25 protein-coding genes are annotated in these 26,363 nt (G+C 45.6%); 4 read left to right on the top strand and 21 right to left on the bottom strand.

The window, feature by feature from the left end; all coding sequences use genetic code 11:
• Positions 1–27 precede the first annotated feature (27 nt).
• Positions 28–1,680, bottom strand: coding sequence for a DAK2 domain-containing protein (locus tag IV55_RS01770; protein ID WP_057809076.1), 1,653 nt, complete (start codon positions 1,678–1,680; stop codon positions 28–30).
• Positions 1,681–1,758: 78 nt separating this feature from the next.
• Positions 1,759–2,121 (bottom strand): Asp23/Gls24 family envelope stress response protein, encoded by a 363-nt coding sequence (locus IV55_RS01765; protein ID WP_057808750.1) that lies wholly within the window; start codon positions 2,119–2,121, stop codon positions 1,759–1,761.
• A 257-nt stretch (positions 2,122–2,378) separates the two neighbouring features.
• Here IV55_RS01765 and rpmB point away from each other — a divergent pair, with 257 nt between their 5' ends.
• On the top strand, positions 2,379–2,564 hold the full coding sequence (rpmB, locus tag IV55_RS01760; protein ID WP_057808748.1) for a 50S ribosomal protein L28: 186 nt from the start codon (positions 2,379–2,381) through the stop codon (positions 2,562–2,564).
• Positions 2,565–2,795: 231 nt separating this feature from the next.
• Here rpmB and IV55_RS01755 read toward each other — a convergent pair whose 3' ends face one another.
• Genes IV55_RS01755 through priA form a run of 8 tightly spaced genes read right to left on the bottom strand, consistent with a single transcriptional unit; the run spans position 2,796 to position 12,584 of the window.
• Positions 2,796–3,512 carry a thiamine diphosphokinase gene (locus IV55_RS01755; protein WP_057808746.1) on the bottom strand — a complete coding sequence of 239 codons (717 nt, stop codon included), beginning with the start codon at positions 3,510–3,512 and terminating at the stop codon, positions 2,796–2,798.
• A gap of 6 nt (positions 3,513–3,518) precedes the next feature.
• Positions 3,519–4,172, bottom strand: coding sequence for a ribulose-phosphate 3-epimerase (rpe, locus tag IV55_RS01750; RefSeq protein ID WP_057808744.1), 654 nt, complete (start codon positions 4,170–4,172; stop codon positions 3,519–3,521).
• Between the two features lie 23 nt (positions 4,173–4,195).
• A complete protein-coding gene (rsgA, locus tag IV55_RS01745) occupies positions 4,196–5,095 on the bottom strand; it encodes a ribosome small subunit-dependent GTPase A (RefSeq protein ID WP_057808742.1) in 900 nt (299 codons plus the stop codon).
• Positions 5,096–5,105: 10 nt separating this feature from the next.
• Positions 5,106–7,040, bottom strand: coding sequence for a Stk1 family PASTA domain-containing Ser/Thr kinase (pknB, locus tag IV55_RS01740; RefSeq protein WP_057808740.1), 1,935 nt, complete (start codon positions 7,038–7,040; stop codon positions 5,106–5,108).
• Positions 7,037–7,783 (bottom strand): Stp1/IreP family PP2C-type Ser/Thr phosphatase, encoded by a 747-nt coding sequence (locus tag IV55_RS01735; protein WP_057808738.1) that lies wholly within the window; start codon positions 7,781–7,783, stop codon positions 7,037–7,039. Before IV55_RS01735 ends, pknB begins: the two co-directional genes overlap by 4 nt.
• Positions 7,784–7,802: 19 nt before the next feature.
• Positions 7,803–9,182, bottom strand: coding sequence for a 16S rRNA (cytosine(967)-C(5))-methyltransferase RsmB (rsmB, locus tag IV55_RS01730; protein WP_057808737.1), 1,380 nt, complete (start codon positions 9,180–9,182; stop codon positions 7,803–7,805).
• Position 9,183: 1 nt separating this feature from the next.
• Positions 9,184–10,146 carry a methionyl-tRNA formyltransferase gene (gene fmt, locus IV55_RS01725; RefSeq protein ID WP_057808735.1) on the bottom strand — a complete coding sequence of 321 codons (963 nt, stop codon included), beginning with the start codon at positions 10,144–10,146 and terminating at the stop codon, positions 9,184–9,186.
• Positions 10,147–10,160: 14 nt separating this feature from the next.
• Positions 10,161–12,584, bottom strand: coding sequence for a primosomal protein N' (gene priA, locus IV55_RS01720; protein ID WP_057808732.1), 2,424 nt, complete (start codon positions 12,582–12,584; stop codon positions 10,161–10,163).
• A gap of 266 nt (positions 12,585–12,850) precedes the next feature.
• Here priA and IV55_RS01715 point away from each other — a divergent pair, with 266 nt between their 5' ends.
• Entirely contained in the window at positions 12,851–15,568 is a 2,718-nt protein-coding gene (locus IV55_RS01715; protein WP_057808731.1) for a glycoside hydrolase family 65 protein, read from the top strand.
• A gap of 24 nt (positions 15,569–15,592) precedes the next feature.
• Positions 15,593–16,267, top strand: a complete 675-nt coding sequence (gene pgmB, locus IV55_RS01710) for a beta-phosphoglucomutase (RefSeq protein ID WP_057808729.1) — start codon at positions 15,593–15,595, stop codon at positions 16,265–16,267.
• Between the two features lie 76 nt (positions 16,268–16,343).
• On the opposite strand, the gene IV55_RS01705 is transcribed toward pgmB, so the two are convergent.
• The 4 genes from IV55_RS01705 to gmk form a co-directional block, all read right to left on the bottom strand.
• Positions 16,344–16,853 (bottom strand): YbhB/YbcL family Raf kinase inhibitor-like protein, encoded by a 510-nt coding sequence (locus IV55_RS01705; RefSeq protein ID WP_057808727.1) that lies wholly within the window; start codon positions 16,851–16,853, stop codon positions 16,344–16,346.
• Positions 16,854–16,864: 11 nt separating this feature from the next.
• Complete coding sequence (locus tag IV55_RS01700) at positions 16,865–17,653, bottom strand: Cof-type HAD-IIB family hydrolase (RefSeq protein ID WP_057808724.1); 789 nt, start codon at positions 17,651–17,653, stop codon at positions 16,865–16,867.
• Between the two features lie 275 nt (positions 17,654–17,928).
• Entirely contained in the window at positions 17,929–18,165 is a 237-nt protein-coding gene (gene rpoZ / locus IV55_RS01695; protein WP_057808722.1) for a DNA-directed RNA polymerase subunit omega, read from the bottom strand.
• Between the two features lie 13 nt (positions 18,166–18,178).
• Positions 18,179–18,820, bottom strand: coding sequence for a guanylate kinase (gmk, locus tag IV55_RS01690; RefSeq protein WP_057808720.1), 642 nt, complete (start codon positions 18,818–18,820; stop codon positions 18,179–18,181).
• Between the two features lie 272 nt (positions 18,821–19,092).
• Here gmk and IV55_RS01685 point away from each other — a divergent pair, with 272 nt between their 5' ends.
• Positions 19,093–19,476 carry a hypothetical protein gene (locus tag IV55_RS01685; RefSeq protein ID WP_057808718.1) on the top strand — a complete coding sequence of 128 codons (384 nt, stop codon included), beginning with the start codon at positions 19,093–19,095 and terminating at the stop codon, positions 19,474–19,476.
• Between the two features lie 217 nt (positions 19,477–19,693).
• Here the strand turns inward: IV55_RS01685 and recN are convergent, their stop codons facing one another.
• From recN to IV55_RS01650, 7 genes are read right to left on the bottom strand one after another with little or no spacing between them, the layout of a single operon-like run.
• On the bottom strand, positions 19,694–21,397 hold the full coding sequence (gene recN / locus IV55_RS01680; protein ID WP_057808716.1) for a DNA repair protein RecN: 1,704 nt from the start codon (positions 21,395–21,397) through the stop codon (positions 19,694–19,696).
• A gap of 13 nt (positions 21,398–21,410) precedes the next feature.
• On the bottom strand, positions 21,411–21,866 hold the full coding sequence (locus IV55_RS01675) for an arginine repressor (protein WP_057808714.1): 456 nt from the start codon (positions 21,864–21,866) through the stop codon (positions 21,411–21,413).
• Positions 21,867–21,893: 27 nt separating this feature from the next.
• On the bottom strand, positions 21,894–22,721 hold the full coding sequence (locus IV55_RS01670) for a TlyA family RNA methyltransferase (protein WP_057808713.1): 828 nt from the start codon (positions 22,719–22,721) through the stop codon (positions 21,894–21,896).
• Entirely contained in the window at positions 22,721–23,626 is a 906-nt protein-coding gene (locus tag IV55_RS01665) for a polyprenyl synthetase family protein (RefSeq protein WP_057808712.1), read from the bottom strand. Before IV55_RS01665 ends, IV55_RS01670 begins: the two co-directional genes overlap by 1 nt.
• The gene (locus IV55_RS01660) at positions 23,619–23,870 is read right to left on the bottom strand and encodes an exodeoxyribonuclease VII small subunit (RefSeq protein WP_057808711.1); all 252 of its coding nucleotides are present in this window, start codon (positions 23,868–23,870) and stop codon (positions 23,619–23,621) included. Before IV55_RS01660 ends, IV55_RS01665 begins: the two co-directional genes overlap by 8 nt.
• A 4-nt stretch (positions 23,871–23,874) precedes the next feature.
• Positions 23,875–25,242 carry an exodeoxyribonuclease VII large subunit gene (gene xseA / locus IV55_RS01655; protein ID WP_057808709.1) on the bottom strand — a complete coding sequence of 456 codons (1,368 nt, stop codon included), beginning with the start codon at positions 25,240–25,242 and terminating at the stop codon, positions 23,875–23,877.
• Positions 25,243–25,244: 2 nt separating this feature from the next.
• On the bottom strand, positions 25,245–26,111 hold the full coding sequence (locus tag IV55_RS01650; RefSeq protein ID WP_083483894.1) for a bifunctional 5,10-methylenetetrahydrofolate dehydrogenase/5,10-methenyltetrahydrofolate cyclohydrolase: 867 nt from the start codon (positions 26,109–26,111) through the stop codon (positions 25,245–25,247).
• Positions 26,112–26,363: the final 252 nt, after the last annotated feature.

Here is a 26,363-nt window from a genome sequence, read left to right as displayed (position 1 = left end):
GTCCATAGACCCCTTGCTGTCTTCTGATTATTCTACTGAAACGATAAATGGATAAACCGGCTGGTCACCTTCATGAATCTCAACTTCTAACTCGTCGTCAATTTCCATGATGGTATTTTCCAATGCGTCGGCATCTTCCTTGGTGGCGTCTGCGCCAAAAATAACAGTCACAATTTCACTGTCATCATCGAGCATGCTTTGCACCATCTTGGTAGCAGCACCCAATAATTCAGGATCAGTGACCTTGATGTCGCCATCAACGATCCCCATGTATTCACCGTTTTTGATATCGATGCCATCAAGCGTCGTATCACGGATTGCATGCGTCACTTGACCACTTTTGACAGTACCCAAGTTATCTTCCATTGCCTGCTGGTTTTCAGCCAACTCAAAATCAGGATTATAAGCTAGCAAAGCAGTCATCCCTTGTGAAATTGACCGGCTATGAACAATCACTGTTGGTACACCAGCGACCTCAGCAGCTTGGTCGGCAGCCATAAAGATATTACCGTTATTTGGTAAAACAATGGCTTTCTTTGCGCCACTCTCTTTAATAGCGTTAGCGATGTCTTCCGTACTAGGATTCATCGTCTGTCCACCATTAATTACGTGGGTTACACCAAGACTCTTAAATAAGTCAGCGACGCCATCACCAGCTGAGATTGAAATCACAGCTGTGTCTGGTGCAGCAATTGGTTCAGCAACAGGTGTTGGTACAGCAGCAGGTTGATCATCTTTTTCCATGATTTCTTCTTGCTGGTGACGCATGTTGTCGACTTTCACTTTGATCAAATCACCAAAGTGTTGTCCCCAGGTCATCACATCCCCAGGATGTTCTGTATGAACATGGACTTTGACGATTTCATCATCATTGATAACCAACAAAGAATCACCTAAGCCAGCTAAATATTGATAGAATTCATCGTAGTCAAACTTACGGTCAACTTGTTGTCCACCGCCGATGCGGACCATGATTTCTGTACAGTAACCATACTTAATGTCACTTGGGTCTAACTCGCCTTGGACACTTCTGTGATGTTCTGCATTAATCATTTCGTCCATTTGTGCGTCATCTGGTTCACCGGCATCTTCGTCGGCAATCTTACCAGTTAAGACTTCATCAAACGCTTGGAAAATGAAAACCAATCCTTGACCACCAGAATCAACGACACCAACCTGCTTTAAAACAGGCAACAAATCTGGTGTAGAAGCCAAAGCCTTTTTAGATGCTTCATAAACAGCATCCATCACTTCTGCGACGTCGTCAGTAGTTGCCGCTTGATCACGACCTGCTTTAGCAGCTTCACGGATAACCGTCAAGATAGTCCCTTCAGTAGGCTTCATCACAGCTTTATAGGCTGTTTGCGCACTGGCGGCCAACGCTTCAGCAAAGTCTTTGGCGCTTAACGTTTCCTTACCTTCAACGCTCTTGGCAAAGCCCCGGAAAATCTGTGAGGTAATAACCCCCGAGTTACCACGGGCACCCATTAATAATCCTTTAGCTAACGCGCCGGCCAAATCGCTGACCGACGTTGATGTTACTTCACGTTCATACTTTGCCCCACTCGCAAAAGCCAGTGAGATATTCGTACCGGTATCACCATCAGGAACCGGAAAAACGTTTAAAGAGTTAATGAATTCTGCCTGGCTAGTTAACCGTTTGGCGGCCGCTTGGACCATCTTGCCGAATTCAAGGTTGGTAATGGTTGTTAATGTTGCTTCCAATTCTATTTCCCCCACTTCGCGACAAGAAGTTTCTTAGTCTGCCAAAACGCGCACACCCTGAACGGTCACGTTGACCGAATTAGCGGCGATGCCAAGCATACTATCTAAGTTATAACGAACTTTTTGTTGAACGTTCTTTGATACTTCAGAGATCTTAGTGCCATATCCAACAACAATGTACACATCAATTGCGACACCGTTATCTTCTTGACGAACCACAACACCGCGGGCATAGTTGTCCCGGCGCAAAATTTCATTTACATTATCACGAAGCTGGTTCTTTGATGCCATACCGACAACACCGTAGTTATCTGTAGCAGCACCGCCAACAACGGTCGCAATGACATCATTATTGATATCGATCGTGCCGTATTGCGTTTTGATTTTCACAGCCATGAAGAGGCCTCCTCAACTTAATCAGTCAATTTACGTAAAAGTACGCAATGCAATCTTCAATCATGCTATCATAAAACCATCGTGTAAAAAAGGCAAATGTCTGTTTCTACGCGTTCAATCCTCATGGGTACAGCCTTTGCAAGTGTCAAGTAGTTTTCCTTGGCAAATTAATATTGCATTCATTTGGTTCCTATGGTAAGTTATTCAGGTGAGAAAAAAGAGGTTCCCTTTGGAAATCCGATAAGGAGGGATGAGCAATGGCTAAAGATTTTATTACTGGCAAGCGGACACACTTCGGTAACACCCGCTCCCACGCCCTTAACAGCAGCCGTCGCAGCTGGAAAGCTAACCTGCAAAAGGTTCGTATCTTAGTTGATGGCAAGCCTAAGCGTGTTTGGGTTTCTGCCCGGACGTTAAAATCAGGAAAAGTGACGCGTGTTTAATTTTTAAATACGTTAACGTCAATCATTATTGATTGGCGTTTTTTCTTGCCCCAAAATAATGTTTCGTTGCCTTCTGCGATTTGTCTCCTAAAACTCACAAACATAGTTGCCACAAAAAAAGACGTTGCCGCAAATCAGCTCATGTGAGCAGTTTGCAACAACGTCTTTTTTAATGACTCAATCTTTCTCTGATCATAAACAGTTTCAACTAAGCACATCTCTTCTACTCTATCAGCTATGCTCGTTTAAATCATAGCGTTCAGCACGATTATCCGGTAGATCAGCGCTTTGAATCACCGCAATGATACCATCCACGAATGAAAACGATGCCTTGTCACCAACAAATTCGTTACTGGCAAATGAAATTGGTTGCTCAAAGTTTGCATGATCTAGATGATAACGTTCATCCGGCAACGTTAAGGCTGTCACCTTACCAAAAGTCACGAAGGCCAAATACTGTTTATCAGCCTCTTTTTTAAGCGCGTGTTGTCCGGGCAAATACCAACGAATCGTATTCTGCCTGTCTACCATCACCAATCGCTCTACAACCGTCTTAAAACGTGACTCTAGTGGTAGAAATAAGTTAGCTAACAAATGATCCAAACGGCCGCCTGTCGCACCATACACGACAATTTCATCGGCATCGTAATCCGTCATTGCAACGGTCACGCCCAATTGGGTATCTGTCTCATCCTTAATCGAACCAACTTGACGAACATCAGCAACTGCTCTTTTGACTTCAATAAATTCAGCTGCTTTCGAGGAATCAAAATCCCCCAACGCAATTTCAGGGGTAATTCCCCGTGCTAACAAGCGAATCGCGCCTCGATCCACACCAATCCAAGGACCATCAATTTGGCCAGTATCCAGTTGTGCCGGATAGTCACGGACTGGTCCGCCAACGAGAATGTTTAACCGTTCAACATGCCGCCGTTTGTTAGTTTGCATGACAAATTACCGAGTTGCGTTATGCATTGATTCAATGGCTGCGGCAGGATTCTCTGCACCATAAACAAAGGAACCAGCAACGGCCACAGTTGCGCCGGCCTTGTAGCAATCGACAACCGTCTTGTCGTTGACACCACCATCGATTTCAATTTCGAAGTCGTAGTCATTGGCCTTCTTCAAATCAGTCAATGCTTGAATCTTGCTGATCATTTCAGGCAGAAATTTTTGACCACCAAAACCAGGGTTAACGGTCATGACCAATACTTGGTCCACAAATGGTAATAGTGGTTCGATCTGGCTAACAGGTGTTCCTGGGTTAATAACAACTTCAGCTTTTACGCCGGCGTTACGAATCATTTGTAAGGCACGGTGAATGTGTTGTGTTGCTTCAACATGAACACCAATCAAATCAGCACCAGCCTTGGCAAATTGGTCGATGTAGCGTTCAGGATTTTGAACCATTAAGTGAACATCTAAAAAGAGGTTCGTAATTGGACGAATGGCTGCCAATGTGGTCCAGCCAAACGACATGTTTGGTACGAACTGACCATCCATTACATCAACGTGCAATAAATCAGCACCACTTTTTTCAACCATCTTGATGTCGCGTTCAAAGTTCACAAAGTTTGCACTTAAAATTGATGGGGCTACCTTAATCATAAAATTCTCCTCCGAATTGTTACTTATTTTTTGTTTTTATCATACCGTGGTTTCTGGTCTGCAATCAACTGGTGAAATTGCAAATAATCATTATACCGACTTGCCATAATTTCATTGTTTTCTAAAGCCGTTTTCACCGCACACCCAGGTTCGTTGATGTGCTGACATCCTCGGAACCGACAATCAGCCGACAATTGTGCTAGTTCAGGGAAATACTGTCCCAGTTCACGCACATCCATCGTAAAGTCTTCATAGGATGAAAATCCTGGCGTGTCAGCAACTAAACCACCGCCGACAGCCAGTAACCCAACTTTACGAGTCGTATGTTTCCCACGATTCAGTACCTGAGAAATTTCTCCCGTAGCCAAATCAAGCCCCGGCGCCAAGTGATTGAGGAGCGTTGATTTCCCCGCCCCAGTTTGACCCATAAAGACCGTCAAGCGGTCAGCAAACATCGCTAGCAGTTCTGATAAGATTTTTTGTCCGAAAGCATCTTTGGTTAAAAAAACCGGATAGCCAATCTTGCGATAACCCTCAGCGATGGGAACTAACTTAGCGAAGCTGTCAGCATTGATCAAGTCAGTTTTTGTAAAGTAAATGATGGGTGTAATCCCCTGTGTCTCTAAGGCTACTAATTGACGATCGAGCAGATTGGCAGAAAAACTTGGCTCGGTAACAGCCGTGACAACAACTGCTTGATCCACATTTGTAACTGGTGGCCGCACCAGCGCATTACGTCGATCCTCAATACTTAGAATGTAGCCGTCAGAACCTTCTTCAGCGCTAAACGTTACAAAATCTCCAACCATTGGGCTGATGTTTCGCTTACGAAAATTCCCACGTGCACGCGTCCGGTACAGTTTGCCGTCTGCCGTTTGTACATCATAAAAGCCAGCTAGCAACTGATGAATTTGCCCTTCCATACCTCACCTCCTAATTTCCTGTTACATGGTTATCTGTCAGAATTACTTTGCCGTCAGACACAACTTTATAACGGCCACTTTTACCACTTGTAATCGTAAATGGCAGTGAAACCGTTGTATCTTCACCGATTTGTAAATGCTGATACACACTATCAAAGTTCTTATCTCGGTCGGCAATGTAAATCTTCACATCATTTTTAGTGTCCTTACGATTCTGATGATATGGAATCGCCAAATTTACGTGAAAGCTTCGTAACGGTTTGCCAGCGGATACCACAGCCGCAAATGTTTGGCCCTCACTCATTAAGCTTCCTTTGGCGGGCGCTTGGCGAATGATCTTACCCTGCTTAACGGTTGCCGACAGTTCATCGCTAAAACTAACGGCAACATTGTGCTGTTCAGCCCAGTGTTGCACGTCTGCCTGCGATTTACCGATAAAATCCGCCATTTTAACCTGTTGGGCAGCCCCCGCCATTTTTGGACCAGCACTAACGGTCAACGTGACGAATGCGCGTTTATACACCGCATCACCTGGAAGTACATCTTGATCGATCACCACGCCCTTTGTGGCATCTGATGAAAATTCCTGAACCTCTTTCACACGTAATCCCAGTTTAAGCAACTGCTTACGCGCCGACTTATATGATGAACCAGTGTAGTCATCCACGCTGATCTTTGGTCGGCCAGAACTGATCACTAATGCCACTGCCGCATTACGCCGCATTCGTTGGCCAGCAGCTGGGCTTGATTTAATCACACGCCCGGCTGTAAACGTCTCACTGGTTTTCTTGGTTTGTTTGCCTGCTCTTAATTGATTCTGTTTAAGGACTCGTTCAGCACGCGTCAGTGTCATACCGGACACATTTGGAACGTGTTCACGCTGCGGTAATAGCCATGCAGCCAAACCACCGGCAATTAGTAACACTGCCAGGATTACCCAAAACAAAGGGCGTCCTTTAACACGCCGCTTCTTAATTGGCGTGCTGGACTTTTCTGTTGGCTGGATGCGCCCAGTTTGATCCTTTGAAAGACTCCGAGCGGCATTACGGACATCTGCAACGGGAATAACCTTGGTGGCATCCTCATCCAATTCAGCCGGCGAAAATTTTGCTTCACCTCGCCGCTCTGGTGCTAAAGCCGTTGCTAAATCAGCAGCCATCGCGGCTGCTGACGGATAACGATCATTTGGATCCTTCGCAGTGGCCCTTAAAATGACATTTTCCAATGGTTGCGCAATTGCAGGATCTTCATCACGCACCGATGGCATTTGGCTTTGTGAATGCTTTAACGCAACAGAGACGGCTGTTTCACCGTCGAAAGGCACTTTGCCGGCCAACAATTCATACAAAATGATCCCTAAGGAATAAATGTCACTTTGCCGGGTAGCCATCCCACCACGTGCCTGTTCCGGCGATAAGTAATGCACGGAACCTAACACAGTGTTGGTTTGCGTCATGGATGATTCATTACTGATCACCGAAATTCCAAAATCAGAGATCTTCAGCTGACCATTTTCACCGACTAGCACATTTTGTGGTTTCAAATCACGATGAATAATCCCATGGTCGTGTGCGACACTCACTGCTTCTAAAATTTGTGTCATCAGATCAATAACGGTTGGATAACTCAGCGGTACGTGTTTTTTTAGGTACGCTTTTAGATCCATCCCCGCCACATATTCCATGACGAGATACTGCATTCCGTGTTCTTCGCCAACGTCATAAACGCTGACAATGTGTGGTGACACTAATTCACTTGCTGCCATCGCCTCTCGTTGAAAACGACGGACAGTGGCAGGATCATCCCGTAGATCAAGACGTAACAATTTCACCGACACATCACGGTCTAAAATCAAGTCATGTGCCAAATACACATCCGCCATGCCACCTTCACCGAGTGGGCGTTTGATCTGGTAACGACCTGCTAACATGTAGTTTGGCTTCATGGCGCAGTCACCCCACGATCTGCTGCCATGAGGAGCACTGTGATATTGTCTAAACCGCCGCCATCATTGGCAAGATCAATCAACTGCTGGCACTTTGTCTGTAAATCAGCAGTGCCTTTTAACACCATTTGAATCTGCGCATCAGTCACCATGTTAGTCAAACCATCAGAACACAGCATGACTAAATCACCTGGGACCGCATGGTACAAATTGATGTCGATATCAGCCTCATCATTGATGCCCAAAGTACGCGTAATGATGTTCTTCTTGGGATGTTTGCGCGCATCAGCAGCACTGATTTCACCCATTTTCACTAACTCATTGACCAACGAATGATCCTCAGTCAATTGGGATAATTGGTCAGCTCGTAAGACATAGCCACGTGAATCGCCGATATTGGCCAATAAAAATTGTTCATCAAACGTGATTGCTGCCACAATAGTGGTCCCCATACCGCCTAAATCGCGATACTGGTGTGCTTTTTCGATGATCGTGTCATTTTCTTGTTGCGCTTCACTCGAAAGCCATTTAGCCGCCGTTGCAGGATCGGTAAAGGCCGTGTCTTCAAAACGTGTTCCAATATGAGAAACCGCCATTGTTGCCGCAACGTCCCCACCTTGATGACCACCGATACCATCAGCCACAATGGCAAAATTTAGCCCGGCTTGATTCGTAAACGTCCCTACATAATCTTGATTATCCTCACGTTGTTTACCAACGTCCGATAAATAAGCTACTTGCATTGTTTAATCACCGTCACACCTAATTCATGGTCGTCTCTTTCCGTCGAAAGGCACTGATGAAGAAACCATCAGAGTCATAATCATCAGGATAAATCGTCAACCACGGTGTTGTCCGTTCTGGTTTTAAATTACGCGTCGTCTGCACTTTGATTGCTTCAAAATCAGGATGCTGTTCAATGAAGGCTGTTGCCACATCGGCATTTTCCTGATTCAAAATGGTGCAGGTACTGTAAACAAGTATACCGTTTTTCTTAACGGTCGGTGCGACCGACGCCAAGATTGAAAGCTGAATTTCTTGCAGTTGCGCGCTGTCTGCCAACGTTTTTGCATAACGAATTTCCGGCTTTCTTCGCAGTAAACCTAGCCCAGAACAAGGGGCATCAACTAAAACACGGTCGAATGATTCGGCGGCAAAATGCGTGTCCACTTTGCGCGCGTCCATTTGCTCGGCAGCAATGCGATTAGCTACATGAAGACGCTTGGCATTCATGTTAATCAAGCCGATTTTGTGTTCATGCAAATCCAGCGCAGTGACTAAGCCTCCTGCATCAGCATCCAATTGTGCTGCTAACTGCGTCGTTTTCCCACCAGGTGCCGCACAAGCATCAAGCACCTGCATGCCGCCACTCACCTGTAGTGCTTCAACCGGTAGCATTGCACTTTCATCTTGAATCGTAATCAATCCTTGCTTAAATGCAGACGAGCTAGCAGGATGGCCAGCGGTGATCCGCAACCCGTCACCGGCAACCTCACTATCAGACCATTTCAATCCATCAGCTGCTAACTGCGCTAAAATCGTGTCGCGTTCGCCCGCTGCTGGGTTAACACGTACAGATTGTGCTGCCGGTCGATTGATACTTTCTAAGATCGTGTGGGTCTTGTCGTCGCCCACTTCTTTACGCAAACGTTGAATCCAAGGCATTGGCACACTATATTTAATACTTTGGCGAGTCAACGGATCCTTTACCGTCGCAACGTCTGCGACACCTTCACGTTGCAACGTATGTAAAATAGCGGTCACAAAGCGACGAATCCCTTCGTGTCCTCGTTCCTTGGCAATGTTAATGGTTTCATCAAAGATGGCACGCGTTGGTACCTTATCCAAAAATTCCATTTGATAGACAGCCGTTTGAAGCAACGTTTTAACCCATGGCTTTACCCGGTCTGGTCGTTTTAAATGCGGTCGTAACCAAAAATCAAGTAAAAGCTGATGTTGCAACACACCATAAACAATCTCCGTACATAAAGCAGCGTCGCGTTGACTCAGCGCCGAATCATTAATAGCACCATTCAATGCTAAATTTGAATACCCACCTTCACTCACGGTCGTTAGGACGTCTAGCGCCAGTAACCGTGGATTCGTAATTGGTGTCTTCTCAGTTGGTTTCGTTTCCGTCATCTTAATATGCTCCAAATTTCAGGGTCACCACCGCTTCACCGGTCGTAAAGTGGTCACTGGCGCCATTTAAAAAGTCAGTAATCGTCATTTGCGGATGCCCAGCCGGTTGCAACCGGTTAATGCGAATCACGGTACCTTGTCCAGCAGCTAAATCCAGCGCATGTTTCGTCCGTGCGACAACTTGTCCAGGTTGAAGATCTGTTTGCTGGTCAGCTAATACCGTGACATCCCATAGCTTCGTCCGCACACCATCCAACACAATGTACGCTGTTGGAAATGGACGCAAACCACGCACTTGCCAATCAATTTCACTGGCGGTGTGGTTAAAGTCCACTTCTTCTTGTTCACGACTGATATTTGGTGAAAAGGTAACGGCCGCTTCATTTTGTACCGTTCCAGGAACAGTCTCGTTAATCAGTGTTGGCAAAGTCTCCATCAAAAGGTCACGCCCAGCCACACTCAATTTGTCAAACATCGACCCAACATCGTCGGTGCCAGTAATTGGCAATTCAACTTGGGCAATGACGTTACCAGCATCCATCTTTCGAATCATGTACATAATGGACACACCAGTTTTAGCATCCCCGTTCATGATGGCGTAATGCACTGGCGCACCACCACGATAAAGCGGCAGCAGCGATGCGTGCACATTGATGGCACCCTTAGTCGCTGCTTTCAGTAACTTCGTTGGCAAGAATTGACCAAAGGCGGCCGTAACAATAAAATCCGGTGCCAAATCAATTACTCGTTGCATTTCAGGTGATTTACTAACTTTTTCTGGTTGTAATACTTCAATATCGTGCGCCAAAGCAACTGCCTTGACTGGCGATGGTGTCAATACGTGCTTGCGCCCAACTGGACGATCTGGTTGCGTCATCACAGCCACGACATCGTACTGACTAATCAATGCTTCTAAAATAGACGTTGAAAACTGCGGGGTACCCATAAATACAATTCTTGTCAAATTCCTTCACCTCATTAAATAAAGCTTTGTGGTTCCATATCAATAGCAACTTGCAGCCCTTGTCGCTGTTCTTTTTGCGCATCGTCTAATACTTTTGCCAAAACGGTTTGCAGATGTGGCTCCTGCTTATACTTCAGGACAATCTGATAGTAGTAACGATTATTGATTCGTGCAATCGACCGCGGCGTTGGTCCCAAAATGACCGTCGTATCAGATAACTGTGCTTTTAATTGCTCAGCCAGTTCAAACATCCGTCGTGCAGCCACGTTTTCATCCTGCGCACTAGCAGTAATCAACGCTGTGTAATAATACGGCGGATAATTTCCCAAATGGCGCATCTTCATTTCAACTCGAAAGAAACGTTCATAATCCTGCTTTTGTGCCAGTTGGATCGCGTAATGGTCCGGATTGAACGTTTGAATAAACACTTCACCCGGTTTGTCTGCGCGACCAGCACGGCCACTGACCTGCGTTAATAGTTGAAACGTTCGCTCACTCGCCCGAAAATCAGGAAGTCCAAGCGCTGTATCAGCATTTAGTACACCAACCAATGTGACATCTGGATAATCAAGACCCTTGGCGATCATCTGAGTGCCTAACAAAATATCAGCCTTGTGTTCACCAAAATCTGTCAGTAACTTTTCATACGCACCTTTGCGCCGCGTTGTGTCAGCATCCATCCGGATAATACGAACATCAGGCAGCAACGTCGTTAATTCAGCGGCGACTTTTTCGGTACCAGACCCGTAATAGCTAATGCGACGGCTATGACAATTTGGACAGATCTTTGGGATTGTTTCTTCATGACCACAATAATGACATTTCATGGTGTGCGTATCCATGTGCAGTACTAGCGAAACATCACAATTGGGGCATTTCAATACAAAACCACAATCACGACACATCACAAAGGAAGAAAATCCACGTCGGTTCAGCATCAAGACACTTTGTTCGCCACGTTCCAGACGTAACTTTAAAGCATCTAGAAGCGCCGTCGAAAAGTTACTTTCCGTGTGTGCCTTTAATTGTTCACGCATGTCAATCACCGTCACCGGTGGCAATGGTTGCTGATTAATACGTTCTGGTAACAGCAATGACTGATAAACGCCACGTTCAGCCCGCGCACGACTTTCAAGTGATGGCGTGGCCGATCCCAATACGACTGGTGCGTGATGATACTTCGCCCGCCATAACAGCACGTCACGCGCATGATAACGCGGATTATCATCTTGTTTATAACTTGTTTCATGTTCCTCGTCCATGACGATGAGACCAATATTGTCCAGAGGTGCAAAGGCAGCCGACCGTGCGCCAACCACCACAGCAGCTTCATGACGTTCAATTCGCCGCCATTCATCATACTTTTCGCCGGCGCTCAACCCACTGTGCAAAACGGCCACTTGCTTGCCAAAACGGCCCCGAACACGGTTGACCATCTGCGGCGTCAACGCGATTTCGGGGACTAACATTAGTGCGGTCTTTCCTTGCGCTAACGCGGCCGCAATGCTTTGTAAATACACTTCGGTCTTGCCTGAACCCGTGACCCCTTCAAGTAAAAAGGGTTGCGGCGTTGCAGATTCAATCGCACCTGTGATGGCAGCTACTGCCGCTGCTTGGTCCGCATGTAATGTCATCGCACGCGTCGCTGCAATATCCTTTTGCGCATATGGATCACGATAAGATTCACGTTCCGTTAACGTTACCCAGCCGCGTTTGGCCGCCGCAGAGAAATCCGCACGGGCTAGCGCACTGTTTTCCGTTAACTTTGCTAATGGTTGCGGCGTTTGACAGGTTGTTAACACATCGAGCAATTGCTGCTGCTTTGTTGCATTCGCCCGGATAGTTGGCCGCACATCAACAATTTGATCCGTCGTTAGCTGACTTTGCACCCAGGTAACCGTTTTGACTTTAGCACGGTTCTCTACCGCATAATCCGCGTGAACAATACCGCTTTGCTGTAATTTAGCTAATTGATCGACTTCATTTGGCGCAAGCTTTGCGGCTGTGAAATCTAGTTGTCCATTGGTAAACAGCCCGGCCAAGTGTGCGTCTGCAATTGACTGATCCGCCACCAGTAATTTGTGACTTTTCGTTTTTAAAGCAGCTGGCAACATCGTCTGAATCGTTGAAATCCGAAAGGCAAACGTGTGCGTTGCTAACCAGTCACTTAACTCAAGCAGCTCAGGATTCAACACCGAGGCCAAATCCAATAGCGCGGTCAACGGCTTTAGCTTACCCGAGAACGTCGGGAGCGTCTGCGCCTGTTCATCGACGCCAATCACCATGCCGCCAACTTCACGACCGCCTTTACCAAAGGGTACGGAAACGCGCATCCCTGGGTGCACGGCGTCTGCAAGTTCAGACGGCACAAGATAACTGTACGGTCGGTTGGTTTGCATTGTGGGTACATCCACAATCACTTGCGCAATTTTTGCCATGTCTACGTTTCCTTTCCACATTTTTTTCGTAACAAACTACATTAATATAAGTGCATTTCCCCTGTTAATCATCTTCACAATTGTACCAGACATTACCGCAGTTTGTTGTGCAAACGCTGGGGTCGCTTACGGTTTTTCAGTCGTTGATTATCACTGTTTAACAAAATATTTATGATAATGAGGCATTAAGGTTGAGAACTTTGCGAAATAAAATTACGATAACAGTAGGTATTTCAAATACTGCAACTTTTAGGGGGTAAGACACTATGCGTACGTTCTCTGTTCGCGTCTTAGATGACGCCTTTGAACTGTCCTACATATCGAATTCCGCCACTAATGCCCGCAAAACGATCACCATCGTTTGCGATCCGGACATCCCAATTGGTGAAAGTCTTGAAAAGATTCGTGAAAAGCTCGCAGGGATCGATTTTGATGCGGCAATTATTGAAAATCCATTGGAGTATGATTTCTCCGACACCATTATCGGTGTCAATCATCAACGCATCGACATCGGCCTAGCTTTATCAAATATGTTAAACCTGCCGGTCGTCAGTCAAGAAACTGCCGATCGTACCGGTTTACAAACGGCCATCGAAAACAAGCGTCAATATAATCAGTGGCATTTAGACTACTACGGTGAATACGCTTCGAAACGTAACTATGGTCAAGAAGCGATGCTGACGATTGGTAATGGCTTCTACGGCTTACGTGGTGCTTACTTAGCTGCCAACGCAGACGCAAATAATTATCCAGGACTATACGTTGCCGGTTTATTCAATCAGCTAACCACTCCGGTCAATGGCCGTGATGTCGTCAACGAAGATTTGGTCAATTTGCCAAACGCGCAGTACCTATCATTTAGTATTGACCACCAAGAACCATTTACCATTAAGCAAGAAAACATTGATGATATTTATCGCTCACTTGATTTACACACTGGTGTCCTCACCACGACCATGTTGGTTTCATTACCAACTGGCCATCGACTCAAGTTATGCGCACAACGGGTCGCTGACATGAACGAATGGCATCGTTTTGCCATTCATTATGAACTGACACCCCTCAACTTCGAAGGTACTGTGACCATCTTCTCAAGAATCGATGGAAGCGTTACCAATGAGAACGTTGAGCGTTATAAAAACTTCGCTAGTCGTCACTTCGATGTCACTGAGACGACGGTTAATGGTCGTGATGCCATACTGGGTGGGCAAACGAAAACATCCAAGGTTGATTTCGCCATCGGTACGCATCTCACCAGTCAGGAGTTGACCAGTACAACAACCATTGAAGAACAAGTTGATGATGATGTGTTGGAGCAAAACTTCTCCTTCAAGGTGCAAACTGGCACCACCTATGTGATTGAAAAGGCCATCGCCATCAACACTTCGTTGGAGACAAAAACCGATTTAAATGATGCTGTCGCCAACGAATTAGAAGATGCCGGCTTTAACGACATCGTGTCACACAACGCCGCCTTCTGGACGCATGTGTGGTCCGACAGTGACATTGAAATCGATGGTGATCTCACTGCACAAAAGCTGACCCGGGTAAATATTTTCCACATGTTCGTCTCTGCATCCCCTATCAGCAACCCACATTTAGATGCCTCTGTTGGCGCCCGTGGGTTACATGGTGAAGCATACCGTGGTCACGTATTCTGGGATGAACTATTTATTCTCCCATTCTATACGCTACACACTCCTGACCTGACCAAACAATTGCTGTTGTATCGTTACCGGCGACTCAACGCTGCTAAGGACAATGCACAAGCCGAGGGTTATCAAGGTGCCATGTATCCGTGGCAGTCTGCACAGACCGGGGATGAACAGTCACAGCTGCTTCATTTGAATCCTGACAGCGGTAAATTCGATCCGGATAACAGTCGTCTGCAACGCCATGTTTCACTAGCTATCGCCTATAATGTTTGGCTGTACGTACACACAACCAATGACACCGAATTTCTCAGTCAGTATGGTTTAGAAATGTTGCTTGAAATTGCACATTTCTGGTCCAGTAAAGCCGTTAAAAACACGTCGACTGGTCGTTATGATATTCGTAACGTTATGGGTCCAGATGAATTTCATGAAGATTATCCCAACAGTGATGAGCCAGGCCTAACGAACAACGCTTACACGAACATCATGGTTAGCTGGCTGTTTACCGTCCTGCATAAAATGAAAACCAACGTCTCAGCCAAGACTTGGCAAACGGTCAGCAAGCAGGTTGGTTTGACCGATAAGGACTTCACCCGCTTTGATGACATTGCCAGTCACTTAACCCTGGACATTAACAAAGATGGTGTCATCGGTCAGTTCGAAGGTTACTTCAAACTGCCATCGCTGGACTTCGACAAATACCGGAAAAAGTACGGCAACATTTCCCGAATTGATCGATTACTAAAGGCTGAGGGTAAATCCCCTGATTCCTATCAGGTCGCCAAGCAAGCCGATGCACTGATGGCCTACTATAACCTCAGCTTTAACACCATTAACAACGTGTTAAGTACACTTGGTTATAAGATGCCCGGCGAATATTTGACTAAGAACATCGAGTATTACCTCGCCCGCACCACGCATGGTTCAACACTGTCACGCATTGCCTACTCTGAACTGAGTTTGATCGACGGCAACATGGACCAATCATTTGCCTTCTTCAATACCGCATTACGATCAGACTACTATGACATTCAAGGTGGAACCACTGCTGAAGGGATTCACCTTGGCGTTATGGGCGCAGTTTTGATGCTGGAAATTCGTAACTATGGTGGTGTCTCTGAGTTTGAAGATCAATTAGTGGTCAAACCACACCTACCAGAAAGTTGGCAACGGTTAGCTTTCCACGAAACGTTCAAGGGTGTCACTTACGGTTTTGCCATCGCACACACTAATATCACGGTGACCGTTGACCAGGCTGCGACGCTCCAGATTCAGGATCAATCATACACAGTTACACCTGACAAGCCACTCACTGTTACGACAGACTAATTAAACCTTTGGAGGGTTACTAACATGACAAAATTTGCTGATTTAAAAGGATTTATCTTTGATTTAGATGGTGTTATTGCTGGAACTGCACAATACCACGGTCAGGCTTGGCACCAATTAGCCGACGAATTAGGTGTGACTTGGACCGAAGAACTCGCCAATGGCCTCAAAGGTGTTTCACGGATGGACTCACTGGAAATGATTCTTAAAGCCGGTGGCAAGGAAAACGACTACACCGATGAACAAAAAGTCGCTTATGCAACTAAGAAAAATGACAACTATTTGTCTTTGATCAAACAGCTCACCCCTGCTGATGTTTTCCCTGGTATTAAAGAATTCTTAGATGACCTATTGGCTAATGGCTACCAAATTTCTTTAGCCTCTGCTTCTAAAAATGCCCCAACTATCTTAGAACATTTGCAATTAGCCAGTTACTTCACGAAAGTTGTCGACCCTGCCACCCTTAAGGAAGGTAAGCCAGATCCTGAAATCTACACCCGTGGTGCAGAAATTCTCGGATTAGATCCTGCTAACTGTGCCGGGGTCGAAGATGCTGCCGCCGGCGTTGCCAGCATCAACGGTGCCGGTGAAACATCCATTGGGATTGGTACACGCTCCGAATTAGCTGAAGCCGACGTTTTATTTGGCGATACAAACGAATTAACCTTAGCAAACATCAAGGCTCAAATGGATAAGTAAATACGCGCACATCTAAAAGGCACTACCGCAAACATCTGCAACGATGTTTGCGGTAGTGCCTTTTAGTGTGTCTTCATTATGCGCGGCTGATAAACGTGGTCGTGATTTGATCAACCACGTGTCCTTCGATTGCACGATGAAATTCATTTAGCCAATAACCGTTCTCTAAATCTAACGTGGTATCTAAAGCATAGGCCATTAATGTATATTCATGATCTTTATCAGGCGGTGTCGGCCCATTATAATGCTGATTAGTTAGTGGATCAGTATTGTGAATCAACCGGCCCGCAGTACTATTTTTACCTTGAATGAAGCGGCCGTCAGCATGCCGACTGGCATCTTCAGCCAAATTAGCATCGTCCACTGATAGATTAGCGCCTAACCAATGAATCCAAGAAAAACCAGTCACAGGGATGGCATCATCGTCGAATAAAACCCATGCGACCGTTTTGGCCATCTTGGGTAAGTCACTAAACGTCATTGGAAACGAAATAGCCGGCCGACCATCATACATTTCTGTTGCCGCTGCGTATTTGCTATAACGATCACCAAGATAGCCATTACTCAATGGAATTTCAATTTTCATTTACATGCCTCTCATCTTTTACTCGCGATTAAATGATAATGACGCAACCCATTCACGATCCCATCAGTTGTATTACTGGTGGTAATAAAGTCGGCTACCTCTTTATCCTTCGGGTTCCCGTTCCCCATCACGATTGCATTGTCTACACTTGCAAACATTTCTAGGTCATTCAGTTGGTCACCAAATGCATAGGTTGGCACATCTTGTAAACGTGCTTCCTTAAGCAACCGTTCCAGCCCACTACGTTTGGTAACACCACTTTTCATAATGTCTAAACAAACCCGATTGTTTCTAACCAAGGTCAATTCACCTGCAAACCGTTCGTTGTACAATGCTTCTTTGTCACGGTTAAATACGTTCATAAAGTTAATCGGTTCTTTCAAATACCGTTCTGGATCAATGGTGACATCTAAACGCAGCGTCTGATAGTTATTAACGACATCTGCAGACGATTCCGTGAGCGCAAAGCCACGGTTATTATAGTAGGCCACCGGGTCACCTTGTTCATTGGCAAATGCTGTAAAGGCCTCTAAAACGGCCGTATCGATTGCTTCTTGAAACAGCTCTTCACCTTGATATTGAACGTATGAGCCATTGGCACTCACCACAGAATCAATGCCTGTTTCGTCCAGTACATATTGAATTTCAAAAACATTCCGACCGGTCGCAATCACCGGTAAAATATGGTTTTGTTGCATTTCTTTGATGGCAGCAACACTCTCAGGCAGAACATGTTTATCATCGTCAAACAGCGTTCCATCCAAATCAAAAAACACAACGGCTTTCGTATCGTTACTCATGTTTTTCACTCCCTCAATGATTAGCTACACCTTAAGCATAGCGCATTGCGGCAAAAAAACCATGGTTGCGGTTTTTCGCACGCTTAACAAGTCAATTTTGCCACGTAACCCGCTCGCCGCCAATTTATGTGCCTATCTTCGATTCAAAACATATAAAAAGGTTATCGACGAGACACGCTTGTCGATAACCTTTACATTGTTTAACTTTTAGATTGTGACGACGAGCGACCACTTCTCTGGTAATTGCTCGGCATCAGCCCGAGGTATTCCGCGGTCTACTTAGCTACCGGACGGTTTGAGCCCAAGTCTTCTTCGTTATCTGGGTCGATGGTGACTTCACCGGCTTCGATTTCTTCGAGGGCTTTACCGACTGTTTTAACTGAATCATAGTCAGTTAATAACTCCTGGGCGCCTTGGTCCAATTCATGTGCACGCTTTGATGCCAACATGATCAATGAGTACCGTGAATCAACCTGTTGTAATAATTTATCAACTGAAGGATATAAAATCATAATGTGTACGCCCCTAATTTTCTGAATTAACGTTTTCAACCTGTTTTGATTCTAACATTTGTGCATAGTCTGGGTAAACCCGTGGAACCCGCAAACGTTCTGCACGAATAATTTCGCGAATGCGTTCGACAGCTAAGTTGATTTGATCATTGACGACTGCATAATCATAATTACGCATCATCTTGATCTCGTTTTCGGCCTGCGCAATTCGCTCGTTGATAATTGCCATTGATTCTGTACCGCGGCCAATCAGACGTTGCTTCAAGGCCATTAAATCTGGTGGCGTCAAGAAAATGAACACACCATCGGGCATCTTTTCACGGACTTGCATCGCACCGTTAACCTCAATTTCAAGAAAGACATCTTTCCCCGAGGCCAACGTGTCCTGCACGTATTCCAGCGGCGTACCGTAGTAGTTATCCACGTACTTGGCATATTCTAACATTCCGCCTGTGGCAATCTTATGTTCGAATTCTTCCTTACTAACAAAGAAGTAATCCTGTCCATTTTGCTCGCCATCGCGTGGTTGGCGTGTCGTCATGGAAATGGAGTACTGAAAATCAGTTCCTCCTTGATCAAACATTGCTTTACGCACCGTTCCTTTACCGACCCCTGAAGGCCCGGATAAAACGATCAACATTCCCCGTTTCGGCATTAACTGTCTCGTTCCTTTCGCTGTGTTCTTTAAAAAAGAATTTATCAACTATTTTGAACTTTATTACCCCATAATTCAAGTGCTTTCGTTCGTCACCATCCGCCCACCTTAAGAATTTCTTTACCAGCACTAACCGTTGCTATAACAGCATTCATTAAATTAAACGCCAAAAATCGAGCTGTTTTGGTTGCATTGCGGAACGGGTGTTCGTATACTGTATTTAAACAAACGAGTGTTCGTATTGAACGAACGAATTATCGGAGGCGGTTACGATGGACCAATTATTACCAAACACTTACCTACCACAAATGAAGCGTCGGTTTACCCGCCGGCCACAATTGTCAATTAGGCCAACCTTGACGCTAAAGCAACAAGTTCGTCGGTTCTTCACGGCTGAACGTGGCGACACACTAACACATCCACAGATGCCAGCAGATAAGATCATCTCATTGCTGAATGACTCACTTAGCCACCACACAGTTATCTCAGTTATGTTAAACGCGAGCGATCCGTTTGCACGCCACTTGGAGACTGTCACTGGCACATTACGAAATGATCAAGGCTTATTGACGATTACAAATCACGGGTCCGGTGTTACTTACACACTATTACCTGAACAAATTCGTAGCGTTGGCTACGGCATGATGGTAGCTTAATTCAAACTCAAAACAAAGACTGGGTTTGTGGACATAATTAATCATGTCCACAGACCCAGTCTTTGTTTTCTAAGCTTCAATAGTGAAAACATGCGCCAAAAGTCAATTCGCTGTGCAGAAGACGAACAACCTACCGGATTGAAGACCAATCCGGTAGGTTGTTCTAGGTCTTGCTCGCTACTTCTCGACTTTTGTCCCACTCTCAGTCTTTGCGATCTTAATTTGTTTGTGCCGCTCTTTGCGCTTCTGCTAATTTCAATAATTCGGATGCGTGTTCAGTCGCAAGCTTGGTCACCGTCGTACCAGCTAACATGCGGGCCAATTCGGCTACCCGAGTATCAGCCGATAATTTAGTGATCGTCGTCTGTGTTCGTTTGCCAGTAATCTGTTTTTGAATGTAGAACTGATGATCAGCAATGGCTGCTACCTGTGGCAAATGCGTAATACATAGGACCTGTGAATGCCGACCAATCGCCATGATTTTTTCAGCGATGGCTTGCGCAACCCGGCCGGAAACACCGGTGTCAACTTCATCAAAGATAATGCTGGTAACACCTTGCGTCTCTGAAAAAATTGTCTTCAAAGCTAACATCATTCGTGATAGTTCACCACCTGAAGCCGTCTTTGCTAATGGTTTTGGATCTTCACCTGGGTTCGTCTGAATATAGAATTCAACCACATCAATACCGGTGCTAAAGTACTCATCCGTTGCTGGTTTAGCAAAATGAACACTAAACACTGCTTTATCCATATACAAGGCCTTCAGTTGCTCGTGAACGGCCACCTCTAGGTCTGCGGCTAAGGATTGCCGCTTCGCACTTAAAGCACGTCCGGCACTGTCTACGCGCGTCTGAGCGTCTGCTAACTGCGTCTCTAAGGCATCATCGTCAGCTTGATCGCCTTGCATATTATTTAATTCCGCCGTGATTTTGTCATAATAACTCAAAATATCCGGCACAGATTCACCATATTTACGCTTCAGTTGATGAATGACTTCTAAACGTGCCTCAATTTCGTCTAGCCGACCTTCATCAAATTCTTGATTCGCAAGCTGACCAGACAATTCATTGGTTGCGTCTTGTAACCCATAATAAGCATTGGCAATCGTTTCAGCTAGGTCTTGATAAGCTGGATCCAAATCGGCAATTTCTTGCATAGCTGTCATTGCCGCACCAATCTGATCTAAGGCGGAAGTCGTTTCTTCTGCATCAATTGCTTCGTGGCTCGTTTCTAACGCGGTCACGATTTTTTGATAATTGGCTAAATGATCTCGTTCTGTGTTTAGGGTGGCTTCCTCATCTGGCTGCAAATTTGCATCGCCAATTTCCTGGACTTGGAAAGTCAACATATCTAACCGTTGGGCCCATTCCTGTGCATGGTCTCGCTTATTGACCACCAACTTTTGTAAACGGCGAAATTCGGTATAGGCACCCTGGTAATCTGCCTTTAAAGCACTTAATTCATGAGGGCGATACGCATCGATCAATGCTAGGTGCTTTTCTGGCTGCATTAGCTCCTGATGTTCGTTTTGCCCATGAATGTCGACCATCGTCTCACCCACGCGCTTGAGGGTCGTCGTATTAACCAACGAGCCATTGACACGACTGATATTATGCCCATTTTTGTTCAGTTCCCGATCAACAACTACTTGCCGATCTTCATACTCAATGCCAAGCTCATCTAAAACAGCAAACGTTGGCGAATCACTCGGCAACACAAACAAACCTTGCAGAGTGGCTTTTGGTGCGCCTTTACGAATGAAATCACTGGAGGCTCTACCGCCGGCTAATAAACCAACCGCATCAATAATGATGGATTTACCCGCGCCCGTCTCCCCAGTTAAAACGCTCATGCCATCATCAAACGCAATGTTCAATGCTTCAATAATCGCAAAATTCTTAATGGATAATTCCTGTAGCATTGCCTACTCCTATTTATTCTGCACCTAGCCGCGCTAATCGTTCACGTGTCTGTACAGCGCCTGCAGCAGTGGTTGCAATAACTAAGACCGCACTATCATCACTCAATACACCAAAAACTTCAGGATAACGCATTTGCTTAATCAAACTACCGATAACGGGACCATTACCTGGCAACACGTCCAGCAAACAAAACTGATTGTTCACTGCGATGCGTTCCACATTCCCACGCAGGTTGCGTTGCAACTTCCCTTCACCATCAATTGGCCGATCAGTCGTTAATGTATAGTGTGTGTGCCCATCCTCGTCTGGTAACTTGATCAACTGCATTTCGGTAATATCACGGGAAACTGTTGCTTGCGTGACATCCAAACCTGCCTTAGCAAGCAAAGCGACCAAATCAGTTTGTGTATGAACGGAATTTTCGGTGATTACCTGACGAATGATCGCCTGACGTTCTTTTTTCTTCATGACATTTAATCACTTTCTACTTTATTACTAGGCCTTCTGATTCAGTTGTTCATAGGCAGCTGCCAATGTTTTCTTTGCTGAAACAGTCTCAGCGATGACCCCCACACGTGGTTCAGCTACGTTACGCAAATGAATCAAAAACTCGATGTTTCCTTGGCCACCTTTAATTGGCGAGTAGTCCAAATTCAACACATCGTAACCTGTCATTGTTGCAAATTCCAAAATATCATCTAGCACTGCTTCATGCACAGCAGGATCTTTGACGATACCGTGCTTGCCGACTTTGTTTTTCCCAGCTTCAAATTGTGGTTTAATAAGCGCCACCACATCACCATCGGCTGCCAAAATCGTTTTTAGATTCGGCAAAATTAAATGTAATGAAATAAAGGACACATCAATACTTGCAAAGGTTGGCTGTCCCTCAGTGAAATCCGCTAATTTAGCATAACGGAAATTAGTGTGTTCCATTACGACAACGCGCGGATCCTCTCGTAATTGCCACACAAGCTGATTACTGCCGACATCTAACGCATACGAAAGCCGTGCGCCATTTTGCAACATCACATCGGTAAAGCCGCCGGTGGAAGAGCCAATGTCTAAGACCGTTTTGTCAGCGACACTGATGGAAAAAGCCGTTAGCGCCTTGGCCAATTTGAAACCTCCGCGACTAACATATGGCATTGGATCACCTTTAATATGTAACTCTGTATCCGTTGGAATGCGTTCACCTGGTTTATCTAAACGTTCTTCATTCTTACCCAGAACTTCACCGGCCATCACCGCACGTTTGGCCTGTTCACGAGACGTAAATAGCCCTTGTTCCACAAGAAGAATATCTACTCGTTGCTTTTCCATTATTTTTGTTCCTCCTGTGAACCATCAAAATAGCTGAGTAAGGCCTCTAATACCGTAACATCAACATCAAGATGTGCTAACTGCTGACAACTACGTTTAGCAACCTGAACACTGTCAGTCAGTGCTTTTTTTGCAGCATCCATACCAACTAAACGTGGATATGTGTTCTTACCTTCGGCATCGTCCTTACCAGGGGTCTTCCCCAGTTCACTAGCAGAAGCTGTTTCATCTAAAATATCATCATAAATCTGGAATGCGAGTCCAAAGGCCGCTCCATATTGTTGCAACAGCTGCTGTTGAGCAGCATTAGCACCAGCGAGTACACCACCCGCCACAACCGCATACGCAATCAGTGAACCGGTTTTTCGCCGATGTAAGGCCTGCAACCGAAGCATTGAAATCTTGGTTCCAGTTGTAGATACATCCTCCACCTGACCAGCCACCATGCCTCGTGGACCAGCGGCAACCGCTAACTGCTTAACAAGTACAATCCGCATAGCAGCAGGAATTGGCGCGTCAGCCAACCATTCAAAGGCCAAAGTTTGTAGACCATCCCCGGCTAAAATCGCAATATCCTCGCCAAATTGTTTGTGATTCGTGGGTTTGCCACGCCGCAAATCATCGTTATCCATGGCCGGCAAATCATCATGAATAAGTGAATACGTATGAATCAATTCAACCGCACAAGCCACTTGTAACTGGCCTGGGGTGACCGTTTGACCCAACGCCTCCACCACAGCCAGTGTTAACAAAGGCCGTAGCCGCTTGCCGCCGGCATCAACAGAGTATTGCATCGCTTGGTTCAACAATGGCTGGTTAGCTGCCCCAGTGAGTTCTGTGTCTAAACACTGATTGATCTGTGGCACATACTTTTTTTCAAAGGTTTGCAGCCGTGCACTAATCATTGTTTGCCTCATTAGCCGGTGTCTCAAAAGCGACTTCCTGACCATTTTCATCCATCATCTTCGTTAATGTTTTTTCTGCATTATCCAAGGTGTCCTGTAATTGTTTACTTAATTTAACACCTGCTTGAAACTGAGTTAAGGCTGTTTCAAGTGGCACATCGCCTTGTTCCAATTGCGTTACGATTGCTTGTAGATTCGTCAAATTTTGTTCAAATGTAGGGGTATCTTTTGCTTCAGTCGCCATTTGTCTAGGACTCCTTTGTCGATGTGTTGTCATCATTAATGATTGTTTGCTTAATTTCTGCGATTGCTTGACCATCGCTTAAATGTAACTGGACTTCCTGCTTTGCTGCCAATTGACTCACTGACTTAACCACTTGGTCATCCACCGTTACATAGCTATAGCCACGTGTCATAATCTTTAACGGACTTAATAGATCCAGCTGACTGATCAGCTGATTGACATGTTCTCGTTGCTGATGCAGATAACCTTCTTTACCGGCCACCAGTCGTTCATTTAAAGTGGTCACCTGTTCGGTTAAATGCTGTGTTCGAACCGTCAATAAGTGGGCCGATAACTTGGCGGAAATACCAATAAATTGCTGCTGATTAGTCGCAATAATCTTACGCTGCGCATTGATTAACTGCTCCGTCAGGTTTGCCAATCGTTGCGTGTACCCTTCATATAACCGTTGTGGTTGCGTTAAGACATACGCTTGCTGCAATTGCTGTAAACGTTGACGTTGCAGCGTAATTCGCCCGGCCATTGCCTGAAATAAGCGGCTCCGTGCATCAGTAAGCGCTAATAAGGTGTCACTCAACACTGGTGTAGCAAGTTCTGCAGCTGCTGTGGGCGTTGCTGCCCGCACATCCGCCACCAAGTCAGCAATCGTTGTATCAGTTTCATGCCCAACTGATGAGATGACGGGAATATCGCTGTCGGCAATCGCCCGCGCAACACGTTCTTCATTAAACGGCCATAAGTCCTCAATTGAACCACCGCCACGCCCGATGATAAGCGTATCAAAGGTACCAATTTCATTAACTTGCTGAATTCGTTTCACTAATTCGTCTGCCGCGGAATCTCCCTGCACTTGTGCGGAAAACAGCACTAACTGGGCGATAGGAAAACGTCGTCTGGTCGTGGTAATGATATCGCGAATAACTGCACCAGATGGACTGGTGATCACTGCAATCCGCTTTGGATACTTAACCAATGGGCGTTTGTGTAAATCAAATAGCCCTTCGGTAGCCAGTTTCCGTTTTAACTGCTCATACGCTTGATACAACGCACCAACACCATCTGGCTCCATGCGTTCCACGTAAATTTGATAGCTACCACTTGCTTCATATAGGGAAATGCGCCCTGTCACCAGCACTTTCATGCCTTCTTCAGGCTGAAATTTCACTTTGGCAAAGGCTGATTTAAACATAATCGCGCTGATTTTGGCATGGTCATCTTTCAAACTAAAGTACTGGTGTGCGTTGGGACGCGGGCGAAAGTTAGAAATTTCACCGGTTAAATACACACGTCCTAAATATGGATCAGCGTCAAATTTTCGCTTTAAATACTGGGTTAACGTGCTAACCGTTAAATAATCATCATGAGTTGCCATGTTTACTGCACCTGTTTGCCTGTCTGCCACGCTGCCAATTGAACGGTTTGTTGCATCAACGTTGCAATGGTCATTGGCCCCACACCACCAGGGACTGGGGTTATTGCACCAGCAACGTTAGCAACCTCGGCAGCCACATCGCCGGTTAAAGTGCCATCAGCTAACCGATTCATACCAACATCAATGACGGTTGCACCTGGCTTAACCATGTCCGCCGTAATTAAGTTGGCCTGTCCAACAGCAACTACCAAAACATCAGCGGTTTTCGTCAATTCAGCTAAATGATGTGTGTGTCGATGAGCCAACGTAACCGTAGCATCGGCATTGTTCATAAGGGCGACCAGTGGCTTACCAACTAATCGACTACGACCAACCATCACCACTTGCTTACCAGCTAAAGGCACATCGTATCGATCAAGTAACGTCATGATACCTTTAGGCGTGCAGGCAACTGGATACTGATGACCCACGTTGGCAAATAATTGGCCGAGGTTTTTAGGGTGCAAGCCATCGACGTCCTTTTGCGGTGCGATGGTCATAACGACCTCTTCCTCATTTAAATGTGCAGGCAACGGTGACTGCACTAAGATGCCATGAATCGCCGGATCCTGATTATAATGGCGCACTAAGTCAAGGACCTCCACCTGGGTCGCCGTTTCCGGTAAACGTTTAACCACTGAGTTAAACTGCAGCTTGCCTGCACGACGCTCCTTATTGCGTACATAAATGGCACTGGCAGGATCGTCACCAACCATAATTACTGCCAGCCCTGGAATCACACCTTGGCTGGTCAACGCAGCTGTTTGTGTCGCCGTTACAGCGTTAATTTCTTTTGCCACCGCGCGACCATCGATTACTGTTGCAGTCATTGACAACTCCCCCTTGTAAACAAACTTATACTGCAAATTTTACCACACCTAAACGGCGGATTAACGCGGAAAGCAAAAGCAATCTAGAAATCAAATCGCCTGTGACAAAAGCCAACCAGTTTTTCCGTGGGTCCACTGAATACAGGTGCCGTTTTTGAATATCTGTTCACAGTCTGTTCGTTTAAATTCCAAAACAATAGGTCTGAGACATAATTAGTTATGTCCCAGACCTATTGTTGTTTTATGAGTTTC

Source organism: Furfurilactobacillus siliginis (genome assembly GCF_001437435.1).
Taxonomy (GTDB): Bacteria; Bacillota; Bacilli; order Lactobacillales; family Lactobacillaceae; genus Furfurilactobacillus; species Furfurilactobacillus siliginis.
Note: the sequence above shows the minus strand (reverse complement) of the source record. Positions and strands in the feature narration are given on the sequence as shown.

Excerpts from the sequence above, each read along its gene's own strand:
- IV55_RS01770 (WP_057809076.1), bottom strand. The coding sequence starts at position 1,680 with ATGGTCCAAGCGGCCGCCAAACGGTTAACTAGCCAGGCAGAATTCATT.
- IV55_RS01765 (WP_057808750.1), bottom strand. The coding sequence starts at position 2,121 with ATGGCTGTGAAAATCAAAACGCAATACGGCACGATCGATATCAATAAT.
- rpmB (WP_057808748.1), top strand. The coding sequence starts at position 2,379 with ATGGCTAAAGATTTTATTACTGGCAAGCGGACACACTTCGGTAACACC.
- IV55_RS01755 (WP_057808746.1), bottom strand. The coding sequence starts at position 3,512 with ATGCAAACTAACAAACGGCGGCATGTTGAACGGTTAAACATTCTCGTT.
- rpe (WP_057808744.1), bottom strand. The coding sequence starts at position 4,172 with ATGATTAAGGTAGCCCCATCAATTTTAAGTGCAAACTTTGTGAACTTT.
- rsgA (WP_057808742.1), bottom strand. The coding sequence starts at position 5,095 with ATGGAAGGGCAAATTCATCAGTTGCTAGCTGGCTTTTATGATGTACAA.
- pknB (WP_057808740.1), bottom strand. The coding sequence starts at position 7,040 with ATGAAGCCAAACTACATGTTAGCAGGTCGTTACCAGATCAAACGCCCA.
- IV55_RS01735 (WP_057808738.1), bottom strand. The coding sequence starts at position 7,783 with ATGCAAGTAGCTTATTTATCGGACGTTGGTAAACAACGTGAGGATAAT.
- rsmB (WP_057808737.1), bottom strand. The coding sequence starts at position 9,182 with ATGACGGAAACGAAACCAACTGAGAAGACACCAATTACGAATCCACGG.
- priA (WP_057808732.1), bottom strand. The coding sequence starts at position 12,584 with ATGGCAAAAATTGCGCAAGTGATTGTGGATGTACCCACAATGCAAACC.
- IV55_RS01715 (WP_057808731.1), top strand. The coding sequence starts at position 12,851 with ATGCGTACGTTCTCTGTTCGCGTCTTAGATGACGCCTTTGAACTGTCC.
- pgmB (WP_057808729.1), top strand. The coding sequence starts at position 15,593 with ATGACAAAATTTGCTGATTTAAAAGGATTTATCTTTGATTTAGATGGT.
- IV55_RS01705 (WP_057808727.1), bottom strand. The coding sequence starts at position 16,853 with ATGAAAATTGAAATTCCATTGAGTAATGGCTATCTTGGTGATCGTTAT.
- IV55_RS01700 (WP_057808724.1), bottom strand. The coding sequence starts at position 17,653 with ATGAGTAACGATACGAAAGCCGTTGTGTTTTTTGATTTGGATGGAACG.
- rpoZ (WP_057808722.1), bottom strand. The coding sequence starts at position 18,165 with ATGATTTTATATCCTTCAGTTGATAAATTATTACAACAGGTTGATTCA.
- gmk (WP_057808720.1), bottom strand. The coding sequence starts at position 18,820 with ATGCCGAAACGGGGAATGTTGATCGTTTTATCCGGGCCTTCAGGGGTC.
- IV55_RS01685 (WP_057808718.1), top strand. The coding sequence starts at position 19,093 with ATGGACCAATTATTACCAAACACTTACCTACCACAAATGAAGCGTCGG.
- recN (WP_057808716.1), bottom strand. The coding sequence starts at position 21,397 with ATGCTACAGGAATTATCCATTAAGAATTTTGCGATTATTGAAGCATTG.
- IV55_RS01675 (WP_057808714.1), bottom strand. The coding sequence starts at position 21,866 with ATGAAGAAAAAAGAACGTCAGGCGATCATTCGTCAGGTAATCACCGAA.
- IV55_RS01670 (WP_057808713.1), bottom strand. The coding sequence starts at position 22,721 with ATGGAAAAGCAACGAGTAGATATTCTTCTTGTGGAACAAGGGCTATTT.
- IV55_RS01665 (WP_057808712.1), bottom strand. The coding sequence starts at position 23,626 with ATGATTAGTGCACGGCTGCAAACCTTTGAAAAAAAGTATGTGCCACAG.
- IV55_RS01660 (WP_057808711.1), bottom strand. The coding sequence starts at position 23,870 with ATGGCGACTGAAGCAAAAGATACCCCTACATTTGAACAAAATTTGACG.
- xseA (WP_057808709.1), bottom strand. The coding sequence starts at position 25,242 with ATGGCAACTCATGATGATTATTTAACGGTTAGCACGTTAACCCAGTAT.
- IV55_RS01650 (WP_083483894.1), bottom strand. The coding sequence starts at position 26,111 with ATGACTGCAACAGTAATCGATGGTCGCGCGGTGGCAAAAGAAATTAAC.